This is a genomic window from Plesiomonas sp. ISS29 (assembly GCF_056522795.1).
Map to the genome: position 1 here is coordinate 106242 of NZ_JAWRZQ010000001.1, position 19821 is coordinate 126062.

At 48.3% G+C, this 19821-nt stretch carries 19 protein-coding genes; 7 read left to right on the plus strand and 12 right to left on the minus strand.

Features of this window, described 5'->3' with window-relative positions; all coding sequences use genetic code 11:
* Positions 1 to 117: 117 nt before the first annotated feature.
* Positions 118 to 426 carry a hypothetical protein gene (locus AC1HDJ_RS00445; RefSeq protein ID WP_438640419.1) on the minus strand — a complete coding sequence of 103 codons (309 nt, stop codon included), beginning with the start codon at positions 424 to 426 and terminating at the stop codon, positions 118 to 120.
* A 179-nt stretch (positions 427 to 605) separates the two neighbouring features.
* Between AC1HDJ_RS00445 and ung the strand changes: the two genes are divergently transcribed.
* Positions 606 to 1277 (plus strand): uracil-DNA glycosylase, encoded by a 672-nt coding sequence (gene ung, locus AC1HDJ_RS00450; RefSeq protein ID WP_479536346.1) that lies wholly within the window; start codon positions 606 to 608, stop codon positions 1275 to 1277.
* Positions 1278 to 1434: 157 nt separating this feature from the next.
* Here ung and cra read toward each other — a convergent pair whose 3' ends face one another.
* Positions 1435 to 2454, minus strand: coding sequence for a catabolite repressor/activator (cra, locus tag AC1HDJ_RS00455; protein ID WP_479536348.1), 1020 nt, complete (start codon positions 2452 to 2454; stop codon positions 1435 to 1437).
* Between the two features lie 300 nt (positions 2455 to 2754).
* Here cra and AC1HDJ_RS00460 point away from each other — a divergent pair, with 300 nt between their 5' ends.
* A complete protein-coding gene (locus tag AC1HDJ_RS00460; RefSeq protein WP_479536350.1) occupies positions 2755 to 3453 on the plus strand; it encodes a GntR family transcriptional regulator in 699 nt (232 codons plus the stop codon).
* A gap of 368 nt (positions 3454 to 3821) precedes the next feature.
* Here AC1HDJ_RS00460 and ilvN read toward each other — a convergent pair whose 3' ends face one another.
* The 5 genes from ilvN to AC1HDJ_RS00485 all read right to left on the minus strand — a co-directional run bounded on the left by ilvN (position 3822) and on the right by AC1HDJ_RS00485 (position 10045).
* Complete coding sequence (gene ilvN, locus AC1HDJ_RS00465; protein ID WP_438623497.1) at positions 3822 to 4316, minus strand: acetolactate synthase small subunit; 495 nt, start codon at positions 4314 to 4316, stop codon at positions 3822 to 3824.
* Positions 4316 to 6034 carry an acetolactate synthase 3 large subunit gene (gene ilvI, locus AC1HDJ_RS00470; protein WP_479536353.1) on the minus strand — a complete coding sequence of 573 codons (1719 nt, stop codon included), beginning with the start codon at positions 6032 to 6034 and terminating at the stop codon, positions 4316 to 4318. The genes ilvN and ilvI overlap by 1 nt, the downstream gene beginning before the upstream one ends.
* A gap of 387 nt (positions 6035 to 6421) precedes the next feature.
* Entirely contained in the window at positions 6422 to 8212 is a 1791-nt protein-coding gene (locus AC1HDJ_RS00475) for an AMP-dependent synthetase/ligase (RefSeq protein WP_479536355.1), read from the minus strand.
* Between the two features lie 208 nt (positions 8213 to 8420).
* Positions 8421 to 9542, minus strand: a complete 1122-nt coding sequence (locus tag AC1HDJ_RS00480) for an MJ1255/VC2487 family glycosyltransferase (RefSeq protein WP_479536357.1) — start codon at positions 9540 to 9542, stop codon at positions 8421 to 8423.
* On the minus strand, positions 9539 to 10045 hold the full coding sequence (locus tag AC1HDJ_RS00485; protein ID WP_479536359.1) for a phosphatase PAP2 family protein: 507 nt from the start codon (positions 10043 to 10045) through the stop codon (positions 9539 to 9541). The genes AC1HDJ_RS00480 and AC1HDJ_RS00485 overlap by 4 nt, the downstream gene beginning before the upstream one ends.
* Before the next feature lie 413 nt (positions 10046 to 10458).
* On the opposite strand from AC1HDJ_RS00485, the gene leuA reads away from it, so the two are divergent.
* From leuA to leuD, 4 genes are all read left to right on the plus strand, one after another.
* A complete protein-coding gene (leuA, locus tag AC1HDJ_RS00490; protein WP_479536361.1) occupies positions 10459 to 12027 on the plus strand; it encodes a 2-isopropylmalate synthase in 1569 nt (522 codons plus the stop codon).
* Positions 12028 to 12032: 5 nt separating this feature from the next.
* On the plus strand, positions 12033 to 13184 hold the full coding sequence (leuB, locus tag AC1HDJ_RS00495) for a 3-isopropylmalate dehydrogenase (RefSeq protein ID WP_479537168.1): 1152 nt from the start codon (positions 12033 to 12035) through the stop codon (positions 13182 to 13184).
* 125 nt (positions 13185 to 13309) lie between these two features.
* Complete coding sequence (gene leuC / locus AC1HDJ_RS00500; protein ID WP_479536363.1) at positions 13310 to 14761, plus strand: 3-isopropylmalate dehydratase large subunit; 1452 nt, start codon at positions 13310 to 13312, stop codon at positions 14759 to 14761.
* 73 nt (positions 14762 to 14834) lie between these two features.
* Positions 14835 to 15494, plus strand: a complete 660-nt coding sequence (leuD, locus tag AC1HDJ_RS00505; protein WP_479536365.1) for a 3-isopropylmalate dehydratase small subunit — start codon at positions 14835 to 14837, stop codon at positions 15492 to 15494.
* Positions 15495 to 15590: 96 nt separating this feature from the next.
* Here leuD and AC1HDJ_RS00510 read toward each other — a convergent pair whose 3' ends face one another.
* The gene (locus tag AC1HDJ_RS00510; RefSeq protein WP_479536367.1) at positions 15591 to 15905 is read right to left on the minus strand and encodes an SMR family transporter; all 315 of its coding nucleotides are present in this window, start codon (positions 15903 to 15905) and stop codon (positions 15591 to 15593) included.
* Positions 15905 to 16249 carry a DMT family transporter gene (locus AC1HDJ_RS00515; protein WP_438623487.1) on the minus strand — a complete coding sequence of 115 codons (345 nt, stop codon included), beginning with the start codon at positions 16247 to 16249 and terminating at the stop codon, positions 15905 to 15907. Before AC1HDJ_RS00515 ends, AC1HDJ_RS00510 begins: the two co-directional genes overlap by 1 nt.
* Before the next feature lie 178 nt (positions 16250 to 16427).
* On the opposite strand from AC1HDJ_RS00515, the gene AC1HDJ_RS00520 reads away from it, so the two are divergent.
* Positions 16428 to 17309 carry a LysR family transcriptional regulator gene (locus AC1HDJ_RS00520; RefSeq protein ID WP_438623486.1) on the plus strand — a complete coding sequence of 294 codons (882 nt, stop codon included), beginning with the start codon at positions 16428 to 16430 and terminating at the stop codon, positions 17307 to 17309.
* 57 nt (positions 17310 to 17366) lie between these two features.
* Here AC1HDJ_RS00520 and AC1HDJ_RS00525 read toward each other — a convergent pair whose 3' ends face one another.
* The 3 genes from AC1HDJ_RS00525 to AC1HDJ_RS00535 all read right to left on the minus strand — a co-directional run bounded on the left by AC1HDJ_RS00525 (position 17367) and on the right by AC1HDJ_RS00535 (position 19782).
* The gene (locus AC1HDJ_RS00525; protein WP_479536370.1) at positions 17367 to 17945 is read right to left on the minus strand and encodes a cytochrome b/b6 domain-containing protein; all 579 of its coding nucleotides are present in this window, start codon (positions 17943 to 17945) and stop codon (positions 17367 to 17369) included.
* Positions 17946 to 18190: 245 nt separating this feature from the next.
* Positions 18191 to 18661 (minus strand): Dps family protein, encoded by a 471-nt coding sequence (locus AC1HDJ_RS00530; protein ID WP_479536372.1) that lies wholly within the window; start codon positions 18659 to 18661, stop codon positions 18191 to 18193.
* Between the two features lie 215 nt (positions 18662 to 18876).
* On the minus strand, positions 18877 to 19782 hold the full coding sequence (locus AC1HDJ_RS00535; RefSeq protein WP_479536374.1) for a manganese-dependent inorganic pyrophosphatase: 906 nt from the start codon (positions 19780 to 19782) through the stop codon (positions 18877 to 18879).
* Positions 19783 to 19821: the final 39 nt, after the last annotated feature.

Consider the following 19821-nt stretch of genomic DNA (forward strand, 5'->3'; position numbering starts at 1 on the left):
TTATGTCAATATCCAGATCAAAAGTAAGGGCTAATTGCACAGCTAAAAATGATCTGCCGCACATTTAACTTTACGCGCGTAAATTTAGAACCAGCAAAAACTGATCTAGGTTCGAATTTAGCTTTTCTCTAATTTATCGAACTGCAAGACATTCATAAAATCATGTTGATACTGCTCTTCCAGTGCATGCCGCCAGTATTGTTGCGACAGAGGCAGCAGGAAAAAATACTCACGGGTAGTATCAGTTGAAAATGCCATACCCAGCGGCATCAGTTCATGGTGAATATCGTGTACAAAATCGAGCGAAAATTTGGTTCGACCAGTCAGTAAGCTAATGTCTTTACGGGTTAAATAAACCCCCTGTTTGTTATTTTTAAAACGCTCAAACAACCACTGAGCAAACTCTTTTGCACTGATCATCGACATAAATACCTCAACATCGCCAGCCTTTTGTTAACAGCATAGCAACAAAGAGGCAATGCAGCCAAAACTGTGGCTAGTCAGTGTGATGGGCAACAGGGTAAGCTGAGAGCTTTCTATCTGTTGATAAGAGATGAGTAGCGTTGTCATTCTACTCATTTTGCTGAATCACGAAGAGGTTCAACATGCCAGAACAAACCTGGAGTTCAGTTATTGGGGCGGAAAAGCAACAACCCTATTTTATGGATATCATGCAGCGCGTTGCCGCAGAAAGAGCCGCAGGAAAAGAGATTTATCCCCCAGAAAAAGATGTTTTCAGTGCTTTTCGCTATACTCCGATTGATCAGGTAAAAGTCGTCATTTTGGGGCAAGATCCGTATCACGGGCCAAATCAGGCGCACGGATTATGTTTTTCAGTGCAACCGGGCATTGCCACGCCCCCTTCACTGCTCAATATGTATAAAGAGCTGAAAGCCGATATTCCCGGCTTTGAAATACCCAATCATGGCTGTTTAAGCAGCTGGACAACTCAGGGGATTCTACTGCTCAATACAGTATTAACCGTAGAGCGTAGCAAGGCGCATTCACACGCCAAGTTTGGCTGGGAAACCTTTACAGATGCAGTGATTGCCGCGATTAACACGCACCGCGAAGGGGTTATTTTCCTGCTATGGGGGGCTCATGCGCAGAAAAAAGGGCAGATGATTGATCGTCAGCGACACCATGTTTTGACCGCGCCACACCCTTCACCGCTTTCGGCACACCGTGGTTTTCTGGGGTGTAAGCACTTCTCACAGACCAACCAAATTTTACAGCAAAAAGGGTTAGCGCCGATTAACTGGCAACCAGAGATCTGAGGTTTTGCGCTGATATACGGTGCAGTGCTTGTTGTGTTGTTCTTTTTGCGGAGTGATAGTGCGCACCTGCCGGCAAAGGCAGGTGCGATGTTTTTTTGACAACACTTTTTGACAACACACGGACATAGGTTACCCATACGGTAACGCAATTTGACGTTTACTCTGCGCTATGCAGACGGCTTAACGTACCGCGCCATGTCAGCTTACGCTGCATGCGAGTCATTCCCGGCTGCGGTTTGTCAGTACCATCAAGGCTATCAAGCACCAGTTTCAGCACGGTTTCAGCCACATCACGGTGGCGTTGTGATAGAGACATCACCTTACAGCCCAGAAAATCCAATAATTCGTGATCACCAAATGTTGCAATGGTCAGTGAAGATGGGATCTTACCGTAATGCGCAATGATCTCATCGAGTACCCCTTGTAACAGCGCAAACGACGTCGTAAAGAGGGCATCAGGCAGTGGATTATCCTGCAACCAGATTTTAAAACGCGCAGCGGCCGCATCACGCTCATAACTGGCTGCATGCAGGTAGGTAATGCTGCGCTTATCACCTTCACAAGCCTGACGAAAACCCTGCTCACGCAGCTGACTTACCGATAACTCAGGCAGTGCGCCCACATAAACAATCGAAGCAACATCTTTTTGCTGCAACAGCTCATGTCCGAGCACTTCAGCATCAGCACGGTCAGCACCCACAACACTGATAAAATGCTGGGGATCAAGCGCACGGTCGAGGGCAATAATCGGCAGATCGCGCCCAGCCCACTGCTGATAAAACGCGTGGGTTGATGAAAGCGCAGTAGACACAATCAAGGCATCTACCTGACGCTGCAATAGATGGCTGACACAGCGCATCTCGTTGTCAGTATTATCTTCCGAGCAAGCAATCAGTAATTGATAACCATGCTGACGCGCACGACGCTCTAAATGGTTGGCAATACGGGTGTAACTGGTGTTCTCCAGATCTGGGATCACTAACCCGATCGAACGGGTACGCCCTGCCCGTAAACCGGCGGCCACAGCATTAGGCTGGTAGTTATGCTCACGCACCACCGCCATCACTTTTTCTACCGTTTTATCGCTTACACGGTACTGTTTCGCCTTACCATTAATGACATAACTGGCCGTAGTACGTGACACTCCGGCCAATCGGGCGATCTCATCTAATTTCACTACAATCCCCTTTTGATGAGATTTATACATAATTGAAGATCTAACCGCATAAACACCGTTCTATGCAATATTTTTTTGATTTTAAACTCACGTATTTAGCGCTTTATTTACACATCCACAGTCTGAACCTAAATAGCGAAAAATAAACTCTTCGCTGCTCACACTTTCCATGTAATTTTTTGATATGCAATAGTAGGCCTGTTATAAAAATGACATACTCTGCGGTCAAAAAAAGCAACAGAGCTTCATTTATTTACCATGACCATTCATTGATCTGTATGTTGTTTTTTGGGGGAAAGTGTGTCGAGTCAAACCATTACCGATAAAATATTCCACATTATAAAAAAAGACATTTTGTTGGGAATATTAAAGCCAAGTCAAAAACTGGTTGTGGCCGAATTAAAAGAGCGTTATGGCGTTGGCGCATCACCCATTCGCGAAGCACTCATTAAATTATCATGGTCAAAATTTGTCTGTATTGAGCCACAAAAAGGTTGTTGGGTTGCACCTGTTTCCGTTGCCGAATTGGAAGATATTCTTGAAACACGGCAAATTTTAGAGCGTATTTTACTGACCAAATCTATTGAGCAAGGCAGTGAAGAGTGGGAGCTTAATGTCCTGACTAGCCACCATAAACTGGCCAGAATAGATGATCCGGCAAACCCGAATATTGATTACGATGAGTGGGAAATCAGACACAATCAATTTCATCTGGCACTATTTAGCGGCAGTAATAACCCTAAAATGCAGGAGTTTTTGCAAAATATTCTTGAGCAAATTGCCCGCTATCGGCACGTATGGGTGAGTGTGCATTTAGATTATGATAAACGTTACCATGATAACGGTGAACACGAAAAGCTGATGCAAGCTGTTCTTAATCGAGACATTCCGCAAGCCATCATGCTCACAGAGCAGCACTCTAGCCGTGCATTTGATCTGTTTAAGAAATCAATTCAGCAACTTGAGCATATTGATACACGACAAAAATCACCGGCTTAGTAAATAAAAATATCAATCAACCAAATGATATAAGCACAAAAAAACAAAACAGAAAGACTAGAATAGGATAAGCAGCGAATAAAAAAGATAAACCGTTAATGCCATACCGTGTTAGCGTTAGTATTAACATACAAAATAAAAGTAATAATAAAGTAATGTAAGGAAAAAAACAGAAAGCAGGTCAAACCATTTAACCGAACAAATACAACATACAGGGTTAACTTCTGATGTTAATAACAACACAGTTAACAATATCAAGATATAAGCATATAAAAAAGCGGGCATTTAAATGCCCGCTTTTTTATACTCGACTAACAGTAAATTCACGCTTAAATTTCAATACCAAAGGCAATGCATAGCGCTTGCTCTTAGCCAAATACTGAACGCTCACCACGTGAAATACCCACCACACCAGAGCGTGCCACCTCAACAATCTCGGTACAGCCTTTTACCGAAGCCAAAAATGCATCAAGCTTTTCACTCGTTCCGGTTAATTGCACGGTATACAACACCGTACTGACATCCACAATTTGCCCGCGAAAAATATCCGTGATCCGTTTTAGTTCATCACGTACCCCAGCGGGTGCCTGCATTTTTACCAGCATTAACTCGCGCTCAACATGTGGGCCTTGCGTTAAATCACTAACTTTGAGTACATCAATCAACTTATGCAGCTGTTTTTCAATTTGTTCTAACACATTCTCTTCACCGGCCGTCACTATCGTAATTCGTGATAGTGTTGGGTCATCAGTCGGCGCAACGGTTAATGTTTCAATGTTATAACCGCGCTGGGAAAACAACCCGATAACACGGGATAATGCCCCAGACTCGTTCTCTAATAATACCGATAAGATCCTGCGCATTAAGTTCTCTCCGTTTTACTTAACCACATTTCATCCATAGCGCCACCGCGTACCAGCATCGGGTAAACATGCTCGGTTTCATCTACGGTAATATCCACAAACACTAAACGATTTTTAATTGCCAATGCCTGCGCTAATTTCGGCTCAAGCTCTTCAGGTGTACGAATCGCAATACCAACATGCCCGTAAGCTTCGGCAATTTTGACAAAATCAGGTAGAGATTCCATATAAGAGTGTGAATGGCGGCCGGAATAGATCATATCTTGCCACTGCTTCACCATCCCTAAAAAGCGGTTATTAAGATTAACAATCACCACTGGAACATCATATTGCAGCGCGGTTGATAGCTCTTGAATATTCATTTGAATACTGCCATCACCGGTCACACACACCACTTGCTCGTGTGGCAATGCCATTTTAACGCCAATAGCAGCAGGGAAACCAAAACCCATAGTGCCCAACCCACCGGAGTTAATCCAGCGACGCGGTTTAGCAAACGGGTAATACAGCGCGGCAAACATCTGATGCTGCCCGACATCAGAAGTCACATAAGCCTCGCCGTTTGTTAGTTTATACAAGGCCTCAATCGCTGCCTGCGGTTTGATTTTTACGCTATCACGCGGGAAATCAAGACACTTACGGGCACGCCACTGACTGATTTGCTGCCACCAGCCAGTCAGCACTGCCGAATCATAATCAGGGTACTGCTCATCCAACAATGTCAGCATTTTATTCAGCACATTTTCAGCACAACCGACGATCGGAATATCAACGGCTATGGTTTTCGAGATCGAGGTAGGATCAATATCAATGTGCAGGATCGTAGCGTTCGGGCAATATTTTGCCACGTTATTGGTGGTGCGATCGTCAAAACGCACGCCAATGGCAAAAATCAGATCCGCATTATGCATCACCATATTCGCTTCATAGGTGCCGTGCATGCCCAACATGCCCACACTTTGCGGATCATTGCCGGGAAATGCCCCTAGCCCCATTAACGTAGTGGTCACCGGTACATTTAATCTGCGGGCAAAGGTAGTCAGCAGTTCGCTGCAATTAGCACCAATGACACCGCCACCGGCATAAATCACCGGCTGACGGGCAGCAAGCAACGCTTGCAAACCTTTTTTAATCTGACCGGTATGCCCTGTCACATTCGGGTGATACGAGCGCAACTCAACACTTTCAGGATAACTGTACGGCAACTTATTAGCGGGATTAAGAATATCTTTGGGTAAATCTACCACTACCGGCCCCGGGCGGCCGGTGGCAGCAATATAGAACGCTTTTTTCATCACCAGTGGGATATCTTCAGTGCGCTTAACCAAAAAGCTGTGCTTCACGACAGGGCGTGAAATGCCCACCATATCGCACTCTTGAAAGGCATCATTACCAATCAGGCTGGTTGCCACCTGACCGGAGAGCACCACCAGCGGAATCGAATCGGTATAGGCTGTGGCAATACCGGTAATGGCGTTGGTCGCCCCCGGCCCTGACGTGACTAGCGCCACGCCCACTTGTCCGGTTGCTCGCGCATAGCCATCAGCCATATGCACAGCCGCTTGCTCGTGACGAACCAGCACATGCTCAATGCAGCCTAGGGTATGCAGTGCGTCATAAATATCAAGCACAGCTCCCCCGGGATAACCGAAAACATGTTTAATACCTTGATCGTGCAGTGCTTGCACCACCATTTCGGCGCCTGACAACATCTCCATACGTCTGTCTCCCGGTCGGATTCGATTCCTAAGCTTCCAGCATGGTTGCTTATCTTATTGATTACTAAGCATCTACTGATTTTTAGTGGTGGTATTAATGGGTTAATTACCCTATTTCACTCTGTAATTAACCTGATAAGAGCAAAACCACGGCCTAACTCACTTTAACGTTGATTTTGTAACAAAGTCCATCATTACAGCACGTTAATTATCCACAAGATTAATGCAAATATGAAATACAGTGATAACACAGGGTTAATTAATAAAATACAGAGGAATATTTCAATCAATAGGAAAGAAGCAAAATCTTCTTATGGGCGGGATAGCAGCATAAAAAAAACCACCTTGCGGTGGTTTTTTTTATGAAAATAGAGTGCCAATTACGCTTTATTCGTACATAGAGTCAATTTCACGCTGATAACGCTGTGAAATGATCTTCCGGCGCAGTTTTAGCGTTGGTGTGAGTTCACCACTCTCCATCGTGAAAGCATCTGGCAGCAGTGTAAAACGTTTTACCTGCTCAAAACGCGCCAGCTCTTTCTGAATACCTTTCAAACGTTGCTCGAACATTTCACGGATCTGGCCGTTCTTCAACAGCTCCATACGATCGTGATATTTAATATTCACGCTACGGGCATAATCTTCTAAAGATTCAAAACAAGGTACGATTAAGGCAGAAACAAATTTACGCGTATCAGCAATCACGGCAATCTGCTCAATGAAGCGATCCTGCCCCAGCGCACCTTCAATCATCTGCGGTGCGATATACTTCCCGCCCGATGTTTTCATCAGATCTTTAATCCGCTCGGTGATGAAAAAATTGCCGTGTTCGTCAACAGCGCCTGCATCACCGGTTTTTAACCAGCCATCAGTGGTAAAGCTGTTTGCGGTCTCTTCTGGTTTGTTGTAGTAACCACGCATAACCGATGTACCGCGAACCTGAATTTCATTCTCTTGGTCTGCAGCAATCCGCACTTCCAAACCCGGCAGCGGCGTACCAATAGAGCCAAACTGGTACTCGTCATCTTCCCAGCAGGTTACGGTGGCACAGGTTTCGGTCATACCGTAACCGTACTTAATGTTGATGCCGATTGACTGGAAAAACAGGTTAATACCGTCATCGAGTTTTGCACCCGATGTTGGTAAAAAACGGGTTCGGCCACCCAGAGCACCACGCAATTTGCTCAACACCAGCTTATCAGCCAGACGATAGCTGCCCTGTAAAAGCGCGCCTGGACGACGCTTCTGGCGCAAGCACCAAAAATATTTCTCACCGGTTTTCACGGCCCACTTAAACAGCATGCGGCGGATAAGCGGAGCTTTTGCCACTTTATCGTGAATGGCGCTGAACACTTTTTCGTAAAAGCGAGGGACTGCACACATTACGGTCGGGCGTACCGCCAACATCGCGGCCTGCGCTTTATGCGGATCACGCAAAAAGACATTCACCGCGCCACGGTGCAGCACATAGAAACACCATGCGCGTTCAAATACGTGCGACAACGGCAGGAAGCTGAGAGAAACATCATCTTCAGTTAGGCTTAAACGATCATCGTGTAAATGCAGCTGTGTGGCCATATTGCGGTAATCGAGCATAACGCCTTTTGGCTCACCGGTTGTGCCCGAGGTATAAATCAGGGTAAACAGATCGGCCAAATCACGATCAGCAATGCGGCTCTCCAACTCTGCGTCAAACTCTGCCGTACCCTGCTGGCGGAAATCAGCCAGATGGCAGGCAATGCTGCACCCTTTTAAATCAACTTTCGGATCAAGGGCAATAATGTGCGTTAACTGCGGGCAAGTCTCTTGCAGTGCAATAGCAGCATTCATCTGCGCCTGTTCGCCAACAAATAAAATGCGGACATCGGCATCATCCAGCACGTATGCAGTTTGTGCCGCGGTGTTGGTCGGGTAAATGGGAACGGTAATTGCGCGTAGGTGCAAAATGGCCAAGTCAGTGAGTGTCCACTCAGCCATATTCTGGGAAAAAATCGCCACGCGCTCTTGTACGCCAACACCGAGGCTCAGTAATGCTCGGGCGGTGGCGCGCAGGCGCTCATTGGCTTCCTGCCAACAGATGTCAATCCACGCTTTGCCTTGCTGATCACGCATGGCAACCTTTGCGGGATTACGGGAAATCTGATCCTGGATACGCTCTATCAGGTGATAACCTTTCATCTTCGGACCTTAAAATTCGTGGGTAAGTTTCAGCGTACAGTTGTACGCTTAGATAACAATAAGTGTAACTGAACTTGTCGATAGAAGAAAAGGATTTAAACAGCTGTTTATGAGTAAGCACTCACAAAGCGGATAAATGCAACAGAATGGTATTTTTATCCCGCCCAAAAATGGCTTTTTTAGACAACCTGTTCCTTTTAAGTTCGACTTATAAACCGAACTCGGTGTAAAGGTTCAGTGCCGGTAGTGAGAGATCGCTATCGAGCGGGCTACAATCTTGCAAGCTTTCAACCACACTTTCCGGAAACTCTACGCTTGCCCACAATCTTTTTTTCAGGGCAGAAACATCGCCTGACGCGCCATCAGCTATCCAGCGGGAAACTGCACAGGCCACATCAGGAAAAACTACCCGGCCAACCGCGCTGCTGTGCAGCCAGTGATGCAGCGCGCCCTGATCGAGCTGATTAAGACGGGTTGCCAACCCCATAATATCGAGTGTTAACGCATTACTTTGTTGTTCAAACTGCCCTTGTAGCGGCTTTACCAGCAGCTTTTTCCCCAGCGCCATCGCTTCAGAGGGTAGTTCAAAACCGGCATTAGCAATCACGCCATGACAACTGGCCAGAGCCTGACGAAAACGTGCGTGCGATAGCGGATACAAACGGATATTTTTGTGTTTTTTCTCTTGCTTTACCGCTGGGTGAAAACAATCAAACGTGGCATGGCGGCACTCGCTCAGCCAGTGCAAGATACTGTTTAAATTCTCAAACGGCAGATACACCAAGATCTGCCCGTTATCACTGGCTGTTAAGGTTGTGCTGCTATCAATAATCGGTGGAAGAATCAGGCAATCATGGTGAAACCAGTGCAGGCCAATCGCCTGTTGTACTGGCGCAAAATGGCGCATCAATTGGCGGTTAAGCAGGCTATCACCCTCTTTGAGGATAGGGTATTGAAAAGCAGCCTGATGGCTGACCGTCAGGCTCGGTACGCCGGCACGCTGTGCTGCCCATGCGCTGATCGGCTCAAAATCGCTAAAAACCAGATCATATCCACGCAGATCGAGAGCATGAATATCGCGTAGCAGTTGTAACAAATGGTTGTGCCGAACGGTTTTCCCCAGTGCAATTTTGCCATGCTGTGAAACAAAACTCAGCCCTCGGCGGGTCTGATAGCGGCCAAAAACCTGCATATCAAAATAGTCATTCGGGTTGCGCCCCGAGCAGATCACATCCACCTGTACGCCTTGCTGCCGTAATGCCGGCACTAAGGCGCGGCCGCGCGACAAATGACCATTTCCCGTGCCTTGTATCCCGTATAAAATCTTCATGCCCACTCCAGTGCCAGAGTGGAACAGCCTAGCCCCAAGATTGCTCCGGCAATAATGTCTGTCAGAAAATGTACGCCAAGCAGCACGCGTGACAAACCAATCAGCAATGCCCAACTTAAGGCGATGGGTAACCAGAATGGATAGTAAGCGGCCACTAACCCTGTCATTAAAAACGCGGCAGCGGTGTGGCCAGAAGGTAGGCTGTAACGATCAGAGGGTACAATAAAACAGGGGAGATTCAGGGGTCTATCACGCCGGATGCTGTTTTTCAGTAGCCAGTAAATCGGCAGCTCAACTGCAAAAGCCAGACAGCCGGTGCGTAAAAAATGCGGGCCCGCATGAGGTTCAGTGTAGTAAAGCAGTACGCCCACCAGCAGATAGAGCGGGCCATCACCGGTACGCGACACCATACGGGAGATCCGGGCGACAGCATGATTGAAACGGTGGCATAAACAAAATGTTGAAACCGCCAGATCAAAACGCCGCAAGGATAAACGCACCATAGACTTCTCCTGATTGAACCGAGCAGACTTGGCTTTACTCTATAAACCCAAGATGACAATTCATTGATAGTTTTGCAGCAGTTTTATTTCCCTGATTCAACCATTCCAATCAAACTATTGACAAAGACATAACATCTGAAGTATCACATAAGCATTGCGGATATTTTATCGCCAACCGATACCTCTTTATCCCTTAATTAATCATTAGATGAATGAGAACGCGACCATGAATATCACTTCGCTGCTACTTAACCTACTCCTACTCGCTGCTTATCAGCGCGGGTCAGCTCAGGGTTTGTTCAAGTAGCAACGAGAACGGTCAGCAAACCAAATCCCCGAGCCCGCGCAGTCAGCGCGGGCTTTTTTTTCCGGCTGACCGCAGGGATGGTACGACAGCAAAAGGAATTTTTATCATGAGTAATCAGGTCATTATATTCGATACCACGTTACGCGACGGGGAACAGGCGTTACGCGCCAGCTTAAGCGTGAAAGAGAAGTTGCAAATTGCCTTTGCGCTTGAACGCTTAGGGGTGGATGTGATGGAGGTGGGGTTTCCTGTCTCTTCGCCAGGCGATTTTGAGTCAGTACAAACCATTGCCCGCAATATTAAACACAGCCGAGTCTGCGCACTGGCCCGCGCGGTCGATCAGGATATTGATGTTGCCGCTGAGTCATTAAAAGTGGCCGAGGCGTTTCGTATTCATACCTTTATTGCCACTTCAACGTTGCATATTGAAACTAAGCTCAAGCGCAGTTTTGATGATGTGCTCGAGATGGCAGTACGCGCGGTAAAACGTGCGCGCCAGTATACCGATGATGTGGAGTTCTCTTGCGAAGATGCAGGGCGAACACCGATTGATAATTTGTGCCGTGTGGTTGAGGCAGCCATTCGTGCCGGTGCAAAAACTATCAACATCCCCGATACGGTGGGTTATACCATTCCGAGCCAGTTTGGCGGCATTATTGAAACCCTGTTTAACCGCGTACCCAATATTGATCAGGCGGTGATCTCAGTGCATTGCCATAACGATCTCGGGTTATCGGTGGCCAATTCGATTGCGGCAGTACAAGCCGGTGCACGCCAAATTGAGTGCACCATGAACGGGATCGGCGAACGGGCCGGTAACTGTTCACTCGAAGAGGTGGCGATGATCATCAAAACCCGCGCAGATTTGCTGGGCGTGCACACCGGCATTCGCCACCAAGATATTCACCGCACCAGCCAGTTGGTCAGCCAGTTGTGCAATATGCCAGTACAGGCAAACAAGGCCATTGTCGGCGCGAACGCTTTTGCCCACTCTTCCGGCATTCACCAAGATGGCATGCTGAAAAATAAATCGAACTACGAAATTATCACGCCGGAATCTATCGGGTTAAACCAAAATCAGTTAAATCTGACCTCACGCTCAGGTCGTGCGGCGGTGAAACACCGCATGGAAGCGATGGGCTATTCAGAAAGCAATTACGACATTGATTCGCTCTACGCCGCCTTTTTGAAACTGGCCGATAAAAAGGGGCAAGTGTTTGATTATGATCTGGAGGCGCTGGCCTTTATCAATATGCAGCAGGAAGAGTCAGAGCATTTTTGCCTGAACTACCTGAGCGTGCAATCCGGTGGCAGCGTGATGGCCACCGCATCAGTACGCCTAAAGGCCGGCGAGAATGAATATACCGAAGCGGCTACTGGCAACGGGCCGGTCGATGCGGTCTATCAGTGCATCAACCGTATTACCGGTTATGAAATCAGCATTGTGAACTACCAGTTATCGGCCAAAGGTCAGGGCAAAGATGCGCTCGGTCAGGTGGATATCGTGGCTGATTATCAGGGCCGCCGCTTCCACGGTGTCGGGCTGGAAACCGACATTATCGAATCTTCTGCGCAAGCGCTGATCCACGTTATCAACGCAATTCACCGTGCTCAGCGGGTTTCTCAAGAAACACAACGCATTCACCAACAACGTACAGAGGCAGCACAATCATGACAGGGATGACAACAGACGCCGCAGACCATCATCACACCAACAACCACTACACTATCGCCGTATTAGCCGGAGACGGTATCGGGCCGGAAGTGATGCAAGAAGCGATTAAAGTGCTGGCCGCAGTGCAACCGCATTTTGGTTTCAGCTTAGCATACAACGAACACCCTGTCGGCGGCATTGCCATTGATCTGCACGGCACACCGCTACCGGCGGAAACACTCTCGGGCTGCGAAGCGGCCGATGCCATTTTATTTGGCTCAGTCGGCGGGCCGAAGTGGGAACACCTGCCCCCTCAGCAGCAACCGGAACGCGGCGCTCTGCTGCCACTGCGCAAACACTTCCAACTGTTTTGTAATCTGCGCCCAGCAACCCTGTATGCAGGGCTGGAAGATTTTTGCCCGTTACGGGCGGATATTGCTGCGCGCGGTTTTGATATTGTTTGTGTACGCGAGCTGACCGGCGGGATCTACTTTGGTCAGCCGAAAGGCCGCGCAGGTGAAGGCGCGCAAGAGCACGCCTTTGATACCGAAATTTATCATCGTTACGAAATTGAGCGAATTGCCCGCATCGCCTTTGAATCGGCGCGTGTTCGCCGTGCCAAAGTGACTTCAGTGGATAAAGCCAACGTGCTGCAAAGCTCAATTTTATGGCGCGAAGTGGTCAGCAGCATCGCCAAAGAGTACCCCGATGTGAAGCTGGAACACATCTATATCGACAACGCCACCATGCAGTTGATTAAAGCCCCTGATCAGTTTGATGTATTACTGTGCTCGAATATTTTTGGCGATATTTTGTCGGATGAGTGCGCCATGATCACCGGTTCAATGGGCATGCTGCCTTCTGCTAGCCTGAACGAAAGCCGCTTTGGGCTGTTTGAACCGGCCGGCGGCTCTGCGCCGGATATCGCCGGAAAAGGTATCGCCAACCCGATAGCCCAGATTTTATCTGCCGCACTGATGTTGCGCTACAGCCTAGGGCAAGAATCTGCGGCGCAAGCCATTGAGCAGGCCGTGACCGCAGTATTGGCACAAGGTTGGCGTACCACCGATCTGGCTGGCGAGCAAACGGCACTCAGCACCGCTGAAATGGGCAGCAAAATTGCCGCCTATATCACTGAGCAGGCCGGTGCTGTAGCACAGGTTGCTGAAACAGCTTAAGGCGAGGCAAACCACGGCAGCCTTGCAATCGGCTGGCACTTGGCTGTGAACAGCCAGTTGGTTGCAAACCGTGATTCGTGAACCGTAACGAATGCAGGCGCAATTGCGCCACAAGGATGTAAATCATGGGAAAAACCTTGCACTCAACAACATTGCACCCAAAAACACTGTACCAAAAATTGTTCGATGCCCACGTAGTGCATGAAACAGCCGGTGAAACACCACTACTGTATATTGACCGCCATTTGGTGCATGAAGTCACATCACCGCAGGCATTTGACGGCCTGCGTGCCATGCAGCGAGCTGTCCGCCAGCCTAGCAAAACCTTTGCGACGATGGATCACAACGTCTCGACTCAAACCCGTGATATTGCAGCATCCGGCGAAATGGCACGTATCCAGATGCAGGAATTGGCAAAAAACTGCGCTGAATTTGGCATCACCTTGTACGATTTAGATCACCCTAATCAGGGCATTGTGCATGTAATGGGGCCAGAGCAAGGGCTAACCTTACCGGGAATGACCATTGTGTGTGGTGATTCGCACACAGCCACTCACGGTGCATTTGGCGCGCTAGCATTTGGTATCGGCACCTCTGAAGTTGAGCATGTACTAGCCTCGCAAACCCTCAAACAAAGCCGGGCAAAAACACTGAAAATTGAGGTGCAGGGGCAAGTTTCTGGCGGGATCACCGCAAAAGATATTGTACTGGCGGTGATTGGCAAAGTCGGTCATGCCGGAGGTACTGGGTATGTGGTCGAGTTCTGCGGCGAGGCCATCACCGCTCTGAGCATGGAAGGCCGCATGACCGTTTGCAACATGGCCATTGAGCTGGGTGCAAAAGCTGGGCTGATCGCCCCTGATGCCACCACCTTTGCTTATTTGGAAAACCGCCCGTTTGCTCCGCAAGGTGAAGACTGGGCAGAAGCCGTAGCTTACTGGGCAACACTGCGCAGTGATGCAGATGCCCACTTTGACCACACCATCACCCTGCACGCCAGCGAAATCGCTCCGCAAGTGACATGGGGAACCAACCCCGGACAGGTGATTGCCATTGATCAGCCAATCCCCGCACCGACATCATTTAGTGATACCAATGAACGCGTATCGGCAGAAAAAGCGTTGCACTATATGGGGTTGCAGGCGGGCGAAAAGCTGTCAGATATTCGCATCGATAAAGTGTTTATCGGCTCTTGTACCAACTCACGCATTGAAGATCTGCGTGCAGCGGCCAGTATTGCCAAAGGGCATAAAGTGGCCAGCGGAGTACAGGCGTTGGTGGTGCCCGGCTCTGGTCTGGTGAAAGCGCAAGCCGAAGCCGAAGGGCTGGATAAAATTTTCATCGATGCTGGCTTTGAGTGGCGGTTGCCCGGCTGCTCTATGTGCTTGGCGATGAACAATGATCGCTTGGCTGCTGGTGAGCGCTGTGCATCAACCAGTAACCGCAATTTTGAGGGGCGGCAAGGGCGTGGCGGACGCACCCATCTGGTCAGCCCAGCGATGGCAGCCGCCGCTGCAATCAAAGGGCATTTCACCGATGTGCGCAGTTTCGCAGATAACCCGCCGCAATTCGGGTAAGCCCCGACTTGACTTATCTCTATACGATAGCCTGTGCACAGCAGACACTCTGCATGGGAAAAAGGAGTGATACATGACAGGATTCACGCAACATACCGGCATTGTCGCACCGTTAGATGCTGCCAATATCGATACCGATGCCATTATTCCGAAGCAGTTTTTACAAAAAGTGACCCGTACTGGCTTTGGTCAGCACCTGTTCCATGACTGGCGTTTTCTCGATGATACCGGTACACAGGAAAACCCTGCGTTTATTCTGAATCTGCCGGTATATCGCAGTGCCTCAGTCTTACTGACCCGAGAGAATTTCGGGTGTGGTTCGTCGCGCGAGCATGCGCCGTGGGCTCTGGCCGATTACGGCTTTAAAGTGATTATTGCACCGAGCTTTGCTGATATTTTTTACGGTAATGCCATCAACAACCAACTGTTACCGGTACGTTTAGCCGCAGCCGATATTGATGCACTATTTACCCATGTTGCGGCCAACCCAAGCACGCAATTGACCATTGATCTGACAGCACAAACGGTGTCAGTCTGTGGCGCTGATAACAATACGGATAACAATATTGATAGTAATGCCAATAGCAATAATGGCGAAAACACCTACGCTTTTACGCTCGACCCGTTTCACCGCCACTGCCTGCTTAACGGATTAGACAGCATTGGCCTAACCTTGCAGCATGCCGATAAAATCAGTGCTTACGAAAGCCATCAACCGGCCTTTTTACGCTGAGTTTTTAGATCTAATCAAAAAAGCGGATAAGAGTGATCTCTTATCCGCTTTTTTATATCAGGTTTACATGAAACTGACGTAAACCACTGTAAACCATTACGCTGAGTGCATAATCACAACCGATGTTGCAATGACTACAATACCGGCCCAACCAATCGGTTTGAGTTTCTCTTTAAAGATAATCCAGCTACCAATGGCCGTACCTAAAATACCAATTGCACCCCATGACGCGTAGGCCACGGCAAGATCCATACCCCGAACGGCTTCGGTCAATAACGTAAACGCACTCATAACCAGTAAAATAGAGAGAAAACCCCAGCGCTTACGTTTAAAACCTTTGGACTTATTCAGTGCCATATTTGCAGCAACATCCAGCAGGGCAGCAGCAATAACGAATCCAATATGTAACATTACGCCTCCTCCTGTTGTGGATGGCTTTCACCCGCGTTCACCATAATAATACCGGTGACGGCCAGCGCTAACCCGATCATCTCTTGTAACGAGAGCGAGTAGCCAAAAATAAACACCGATATCAGTGTAATTAAGGTCACCCCTACCCCTTCCCACAGTGCATAAGCGATGCCAATAGGAATTTTCTTGATCGCTTTAGAGAGGAAAAAGTAAGATATTCCGATCCCTGCCCACATAGGCAAATAACTGAAAAATGAACCGTTTTCGATAATTTTATTGATAGATGATGTTCCTGCAACTTCGGTAATAATAGCCAGTAACAGAAACATCCATGCGAATAACATGTGAGTACCCTTTAATATCCTTAATGCCCCGTGATCTGCTGATAACGTTTGCGGCACAGCGTTACTCTAGCCTTCCTGCTAGCAATATACTAATCGCTCAGCGTCAACTTTTCCGACGCTACTGTTTGACAATTTGTTTACACCCTCTAGGATCAGCCGCTGATGTCTGGAGTAGCCAATGAAGTTCTCGCAGTTAGAAATGTTTGTAGAAGCCGCCAATAACGGCTCAATTACCGAAGCGGCACGCCGTTTGGGCAAAAGCCGCAGTACCGTGAGCACGGCAATCAGTGCACTGGAAGATAGCTTAGGTGTCAGTCTTTTTGAACGCGGTTCAAACTTAACGGAATTGACTGTTATCGGTGAACAGATTTTGGATGACAGTGAACGGATTTTACAAATTGCCTATATCATCGAACAGAAATGCCAGCACTACGCCACCGGCGCGGAAGCCTTGCTGCGCATCGCACGCGATGATGCGCTATCAGAAGTTTTCTGGCGGCGGTTGTTAGGCCAGTTGAAACAACAGTTTGCCGGCACCAGTGTCTCTTTGGTGTTGGCATCACCGCCCGAATTGCCCGCACTGGTTGAAGAGGGCATTGTCGATGCAGCCTTTGGGCTACTGACCCAAGAGCAGGAGAACTCGTCACTGAAAATTGAGGTGCTGCATCCGCTGCGGACGATGATGGTGGTGGAAAAAAGCCATCCGCTGGCGCTGTTAAAACGGGTTCAGCACAATGATCTGGAATCACATACGCAAATTACGCTGTCGTATGTGGATGATGAATCAGTGAAAACGCTGCAACCGGTCAGCGGTGATCATATCGGGCTATCTTGCTTTGAGATGATCCGTGATGCAGTGGTTGATAAGCTTGGCTGGGCTATTTTGCCGATCCCGCTGGTGCAAACCCAGTTGCGCCATGATCAGTTGCAGGTGCTTAAACATAAATTCAGCATGCAGTGGCGTGATTATGCCGCTTATGCCTCCCCCGCTGCTTACCACGGTAAAGTGCTCTCATGGATCCAACAAGAGATCCAAAAAGAGCTAGAGTCTTACGATTGATTAACTCACGCGAAGGTGAATGCTGTTTGGTCAGCCTGTTGGGTAAGTACAGCTAGACTAGGCTTGTTTCGGTTGGCGGCGATACCAGAAAATAAAATGCAGTAACGCCATGCCGCCGTGCCCGATGATATACACCTCTATCAAACCGGTCAGCGCTTTATGCAGTGATTTAACATCGGCCGCCCACACTGAGCCGCTGCGCCAAAGTACAAACCAACTAATCCCTGATACCACCACCAGCAGCAATGCGCCTAATCCCAACCCCTGAATGCAGGTTGCCAACCCTTTGGGTTGTGATTCAGGCAGCCGAAAATGCAGCAGTTCGCGCACATCAGCAGTGATCTGCTGTGTATCCCCCCATAAGTAAGGGTAAAAATAGCGCAGCCCACGGGTCAGTAAACAGTAAGGCAGTAACAGTGCAGTCAGCAGTAATGCGACAATGCCGCTACCGATATGCAACCATGTACACAGTTGATCCAGCCAGCCGGCACCGATCTGTTGTTCAGGCGTAAAGTGCATGCCGTTGCTGTTGATAATCTGCAAAATCACCAGCAGTGCAATGCCTGCGTGCAGTACACGTAAAAACAGGCGCTGATTTTGCGCTAAATAACGCCAAAAACTGGAAAAAATACGCATAGAGATCCCTGATGCCTGCATACATGGCTTGAAAATATAGCCTGAAAATAGGGCTTTAAAAGATAAAACTGCAGCAAAATAACTTTAGGGGATAAAAACAATAAAATCTGTGTGGGGATATCACGATCTTCAGACAAAACGGCAGGTGCTAAAAAGCGCTCTGCCGTTGGGGATAAAGTCCGATGTTAACCGGCGCTATTTATGTACCGGAAAAACCGAATTATTCACTGAAAAAAAGGGATAACTCACTCTTCGAGGTAGCTACGTAGCATCCACGCCATTTTTTCATGTGCAGTGCAGCGATCATCTAACAGTGAGGCGGTTGCACCATCCATCACTTCACCGGTCAGCGGATAGATACCGCGAATGCGCTCAATCACGGTAGCGTGGCCTTGCAGCAGGAAGGTAATCATCTCATTGTTGCTAAGGTTTGATTGTGGTTCAGGTAAACGGCTCATTTCTTGGTATGCACTAAATGATCCCGGCGCTTCAAAACCCAACTCACGAATACGCTCGGCGATATCATCGAGTGAATTCCAAATACCTGTGTACTGCTGTTCAAACATTTGATGAATCGGCAAAAAACGCATGCCCTTCACGTTCCAGTGAAAATAGTGCGTACTCAGGTAGAGGCTGAAGCTTTCAGCCAGAAGGTGAGCCAAACTGTCAGCGATCTGTTTTCTGTTTGCATCAGGAATAGAAATATCAACTTTCATGACCAGTGCTCCGTATGGAATAACTCGGCGATAACGCCATTGCAGTTACGATACAACCGACCAATGTATCTTTCTGTAGGGAAGTGCGAATATCTGCTTCAGATTGCGACAATTTTTGTCTAAAAAAAAAGCAACCTCAGTGAGGTTGCTTTTTATCTTTATCGCCCAATTAACCACTACAGTGCATCATCAGCACCGGATATTTGAGCAGAGAATTAAGCCAGAACTTGTTGTAGCCACGGCCAGCCCTGCTTTTTACGGCTCAGGGTGTTTTGCATCATCAGAACACCGTTGTCAGCATGTGCTTCTAATTTTGCTGACCATTCGCCCTGATACAGCAGACGGGTGGTTGCAGTAGTAATGTCAGTCAGCATCAGAGCGGCCAAGACCAGTGAATCTTCGCTGCAACGGCGCTGCAAATCGGCATTCAGTGCATCGATCATCTCATCAACTTGCGCCAGTGTTGCCAGCTCAATCTGGCCAACGACCACATTATGGCCATTCAGCGGATAAGCTTTCAGATCTTTTTCGACCAGCTCTGCCGCGCTCAAGCCGGCGATATCGGTTTTAGCAATCAGCAGCTCGGTGATAAAATCATCCAGATCGGTAATTTCAGCCAGCTCTGCTAACGCATAGACCGCATCTTTATCTTTTTGCGTGCAGGTAGGTGAAGCAAAACCGACGGTGTCACTGATGATGGCCGACATCATCAGAATCGCCAGCGGGCGAGTGATCGGAGCATTTTCCATTTTGAACAGGTTGAACAAAATAGTGTTGGTGCAGCCTACTGGCCAAATCCACGCTTCCAGCGGCTGTGCGGTGGTCACATCACCTAAACGGTGGTGATCAACGATACCCAGAATTTCAGCCTGTGCCAGATCGTCCGGGCCTTGCGCCATATCGGAATAATCTACCAGCCAGACTTGTTGTCCGGCCACACCAGTACACATATCTGGCTGCTCAACACCGGCTTTATTTAAGATAAACTGAGTTTCACGGTTGATGTCACCCTGACGTACAGCCTTGGCATTCAGACCGCGCGCTTGCAGCAGTGCGGTTGCTACCAGCGCCGAGCAGATGCTATCGCTGTCTGGGTTTTTATGACCTACTACTTGAATCATATAACTTCCTTTAACTCTTTCTTTTTGTTTGGAGCGAGT